The organism is Saccharomonospora saliphila YIM 90502, from assembly GCF_000383795.1.
GTDB classification, from domain to species: Bacteria; Actinomycetota; Actinomycetes; order Mycobacteriales; family Pseudonocardiaceae; genus Saccharomonospora; species Saccharomonospora saliphila.
In genome coordinates this window covers 22165-26312 of sequence record NZ_KB912618.1, presented here as the reverse complement: position 1 = coordinate 26312, position 4148 = coordinate 22165, and the positions used below count along the sequence as shown (strand labels likewise).

Genomic DNA, 4148 nt, shown 5'->3' with positions numbered 1-4148 from the left:
TCGGCCACGCGCGGCCGCGCCGAGTGGGCCGAGTGCGCCGAGGGGGCCGGGCGGGCGGGGCGCTGACAACGCCGGTCCTGTCCTGAAGGATGGCGCCATGGACGCCATTGGAGGGCTCGTCGTGTTCGCCGTCGCGCTCGTCGCGTTGGCGGGGGTGCTGCACGCGGTGCGCCGCGGCATCCGCACCGGAACTCTCGAACGCAACCCGGCCCTGGGTATCCGCACCGCGGCCACCACCTCGTCCGACGCGGCGTGGCGGGCCGGTCACGTGGCTGCCGGGCCGTGGTTGCTGGCCGCGGCCCGCACCGGCTACGGGGGCGGCGCGGTCTCCGGTGTGCTCATCGTCCTCGTGGCGCTGGGCGTGCTCCCGCCTCCGATCGCGATGGTGGTGCCCGCGTCGGCGCTGGTGGTGATGGTGGTGCTTCTGGTGCTGGGCACCCGCAGGGCGAACCGGGCGGCACGCCGTGTCACCGGGGTGTGAGTCACCGCCGGAGGCGGCCCCAGGGCCATTGACACCGGCGCCGCGCTCGTCTTGACCCTGACGTCGCGTCAACTTCTACCGTCGAGAGCGACGGGATGCGAAGGAGGTGGTGACGCGATGTCCGGCACCGGTGAGTGGTCGATCCAGCAGCTCGCCCGCGCGGCGGGCACGACCAGCCGCACGCTGCGCCACTACGACGACATCGGGCTGCTGCCGCCGAGCCGGGTCGCCGCCAACGGCTACCGATACTACGACGCCGTCGCGTTGATGCGGCTGCAACGCATCCTGCTGCTGCGGGACCTCGGGCTCGGCCTGTCGGCCATCGCCGAGGTCTTGCGCGGCCAGCGGGACAGCACCGCGGCCCTGCGGACACATCTGCGCTGGCTGGAAGCCGAACGGGAACGGCTCGGCAGGCAGATGGAGTCGGTCCGCACGACACTGCGCAGGCACGAGAGAGGAGAACAACTCATGGCCGCCGAATCACTCGACGGGTTCGACCACACCCGATACCGGGACGAGGTCATCGCGACATGGGGCCGCGAGGCCTACGACAGGGGCGAGAACTGGTGGTCATCGCTGTCCACACAGGACCGCGACGAGTTCCTGCGCACCCAGCGCGAGATCGCGGCCGCCTTCGTCGACGCCCACGCGCGCGGCCTCGCCGCCACCAGCGATGAGGTCCAGGCCATCACCGGCAGGCACTACGACTGGGTCAGCGCGGGCTGGCAGGGCAGGCGCCCCTCGGCCGAGGAGTTCACCGGCCTGGGACAGCTCTACGTCGCCGATCCCCGCTTCGCGGCCAACTATCCCGACTCGGCGGAGTTCGTCCGCGACGCCATGCGCGTCTACGCCGAGCGCCAGCTCGGCTGACGGAACCGCCCAGCCCGGGCACGGCTGACAACCGGGCCGAGCGTCGGCGGCCCGGCTGACCGCCGCCGCGAGCGGGAACACGGCGGCTCGGGGCCGGTGGGCCGGTCACGCCGTGCGGAGGTGATACAGCGCGATCCCGGCGGCGACACTGACGTTGAGGGTGTCCTTGCGGCCGTAGGTGGGGATCTCCAGCAGCCGGTCGCACGCGGCCCGCAGAGCCGGGTCGATGCCGGTGACCTCATCCCCGAGCACCAGCGCGACCTTCTCCGGAGGGGCGTAGTCGGCCAGGGTGATCGCGGCCGGGTCGATCTCCAGCCCGACCACCTCGTATCCGGTCTCGCGCAGCGAGGCCAGCAGGGCGCGCACGTCGGCGTGGCGTTCGAAGGGCATCGTGCGCTCGGCACCAGCGGCGGCCTTGGCCAGGCGGCGGGTCTGCAGGTCCCGCAGTTTGGGGTCGCGCTCGTCGCCGGGGTGGGCGGGGTAGGGAGTGAAGCCCGTGACGTGCACGCGATCCACGGCGAACACCTCGCCGGTGCGCAGCAACGACCCGACGTTGTGCACCGAGCGGATGTTGTGCGCGACCACCACGATGCCGCGCTGTCGATGAGCCTCCACGAGCGGCACAGCCTACCGGCCCGGCCGCGTGCTCCCCGCGCGCCCGGGCCGCCCGGTTCAGGTCGCGCCGAGCAGCGTCACCACACCGAGGGCGGCAAGCGCGATCCCGGCCGCCACGTCGATCGCGCGGCGCACCGGAGCCCGACGCAGCACCGCGCCCAGCGACCCGATCGCGGTGACGTAGAGCGCCCACCACACGGCCGCACACACCACCACCGAGGCGCCCAGCAGCACCGTCTGCCCGAACACCCCCGGGCCCGCGGTGACGAACTGCGGCAGGAACGTCAGATAGAAGATCAGCGCCTTCGGGTTGAGCACGTTGTTGAGGAAGCCCTGCGCCACGGGTGAACGGACCAGCCGCGGCGCGTCCGCCAGCGGGTCCGGCCCGCGTGGCCGCCGCCGGGCCGACACGAGCAGCGTGACGCCCAGCACCAGCAGGTAGGCCCCGCCACGACGCGGAGCACGGCAAGCGCCGTCGCGTGGGCGGCCACGACCGCGGCCACCCCGGAGGCCGTCACCAGAGTCAGCGCCGCGAGACCGGCGCAGATGCCCACGACGGCGCGGTAGCCGCGACGGCGGTCGCCGGTGAGCACGGTGCGGGTCACGACCACGAAGTCCGGCCCGGGCACGGCCAGCAGCAGGACCGTGGTGGCGACGAAGACGGGAAACTGAGCGGGCACGGAAACCTCCTACCGGCCGGGACCACGAACCACCCCACGGTCGGACCACACCCGGAAAAGGACAACAACCCCCGGCTAGGATTCGGCGAATGCGCCAATCAGTCGAACTCGATCCGGTCGACCTGCGGATTCTCGCCGAGTTGCAGAACAACGCCCGCATCCCGAACAAGAACCTCGCCGCCGCGGCCGGCATCGCGCCCTCCACCTGCCTGGACCGGGTCAACCGGCTCCGCGAGACAGGCGTGATCCTCGGCTCCGGTGTCACCGTCGACCCCGACACACTCGGCAGACCCCTCCAGGCCCTGCTCTACGTCCGGGTCCAGCCGCACCGGCGCCCGCTGGTCGACCCGTTCGTCGACCACGTGCTCGCACTTCCCGAGACCCGGGAGTTGTATCACCTCACCGGACCCGACGACTTCCTGATCCACGTCGCCGCCGAGAGCGCCCAGTCGCTGCAACGCCTCGTGCTCGACGAACTCACCGCCCGCGACGAGGTCGCGCTGGTGCACACGAACCTGATCTTCCAGCGCTGGCAGGGCGGACCGTTGCTCCCGCCGACGGCCTGAGCCCTCCGCCGCGCGCGTCCGGTTCCACCCGGACCGGCACGCCGGGCACAATCAGGACGATGATCGACCGCCCGCACGCCTCCCCCACGCGGCCCGGCCCCGTGCCCGCGGCCCGCACCTCGCCCGAGCCGGCCACCCTCGCACCGACCGGACCCACCACCCCGGAGGTCACCGCCCTCACCGCCGCCCCGCACGGCGCCGCGGTCGCCGAGGCGGTCGAGCTGCTGCCCGCTCTGCCCCCGGCCGACCCCGCCGACCGCTACTCGGTGCGGCACGTGACCGTGCTGTGGTTGAGCGTGGACTACAGCGCCCACACCCGCCGCGCCTACTACGCGGACCTCGCCGCGTGGCTGTCGTTCTGCCACCGCACCGGACTGGACCCGCTGCGCGCCCGCCGCGCCGACGTCGACGCCTTCAAAGCGACCCTCACCGTCACCGGCCACGACGGGACCACCCGCCCGGCGGCCCCGTCGACGGTGGCCCGCACCCTGGCCGGGATCTCGAGCTGGTACCGCTACCTGCAATCCAACGACGTCGCCGACCGCAACCCCGTCGACGCCGTCACCCGCCCCCAGCGCGACAAGGCATCTCCGCTGCCCGCACTCGACGAACACTCCACCGCCACCCTGCTCGACCACGCCGAGACCCGCGCCCGCCGCCTCGACACCGAGGGCGCCTGGCGTGACGCCGCCCTGGTCTCGCTGCTGTTCCACACCGGACTGCGCGTCTCCGGCCTCACCGGAGCCACCGTCGCCGACCTCGGCACCGACTCCGGCTACACGATCCTGCGCTACACCGGCAAAGGCGGCAGGCGGGACCTCGTGCCCGTGGTGGCGCCCGCGCTCCGGCCGCTGGCGCGCTACCTCGCGCTGCGCGGCGACCGCCTCGGCATCCCTCCCGAACGCCTCGACGGCCCCCTGCTGGCCACCTGCCCCC

Annotated in this window: 5 protein-coding genes and 1 pseudogene; 4 read left to right on the top strand and 2 right to left on the bottom strand. The window is 73.2% G+C overall.

Going from position 1 to position 4148, the window contains the following annotated elements; genetic code table 11:
- The first annotated feature begins 97 nt into the window (after positions 1-97).
- A complete protein-coding gene (locus tag SACSA_RS21145) occupies positions 98-481 on the top strand; it encodes an SdpI family protein (protein WP_019813114.1) in 384 nt (127 codons plus the stop codon).
- A gap of 117 nt (positions 482-598) precedes the next feature.
- Entirely contained in the window at positions 599-1351 is a 753-nt protein-coding gene (locus tag SACSA_RS0102220) for a MerR family transcriptional regulator (RefSeq protein WP_019813113.1), read from the top strand.
- A 105-nt stretch (positions 1352-1456) separates the two neighbouring features.
- Here the strand turns inward: SACSA_RS0102220 and SACSA_RS0102215 are convergent, their stop codons facing one another.
- Together SACSA_RS0102215 and SACSA_RS25590 are read right to left on the bottom strand one after the other, a co-directional pair.
- Positions 1457-1966 carry a TrmH family RNA methyltransferase gene (locus SACSA_RS0102215; protein ID WP_232212810.1) on the bottom strand — a complete coding sequence of 170 codons (510 nt, stop codon included), beginning with the start codon at positions 1964-1966 and terminating at the stop codon, positions 1457-1459.
- Between the two features lie 57 nt (positions 1967-2023).
- Positions 2024-2559 (bottom strand): annotated as a pseudogene (locus tag SACSA_RS25590) (LysE family translocator).
- A gap of 176 nt (positions 2560-2735) precedes the next feature.
- On the opposite strand from SACSA_RS25590, the gene SACSA_RS0102205 reads away from it, so the two are divergent.
- Together SACSA_RS0102205 and SACSA_RS21135 are read left to right on the top strand one after the other, a co-directional pair.
- On the top strand, positions 2736-3212 hold the full coding sequence (locus tag SACSA_RS0102205) for an Lrp/AsnC family transcriptional regulator (protein ID WP_019813110.1): 477 nt from the start codon (positions 2736-2738) through the stop codon (positions 3210-3212).
- A 59-nt stretch (positions 3213-3271) separates the two neighbouring features.
- Positions 3272-4148, top strand: an 877-nt coding sequence (locus SACSA_RS21135; protein ID WP_019813109.1) for a tyrosine-type recombinase/integrase, incomplete at its 3' end; no start/stop codon positions are given.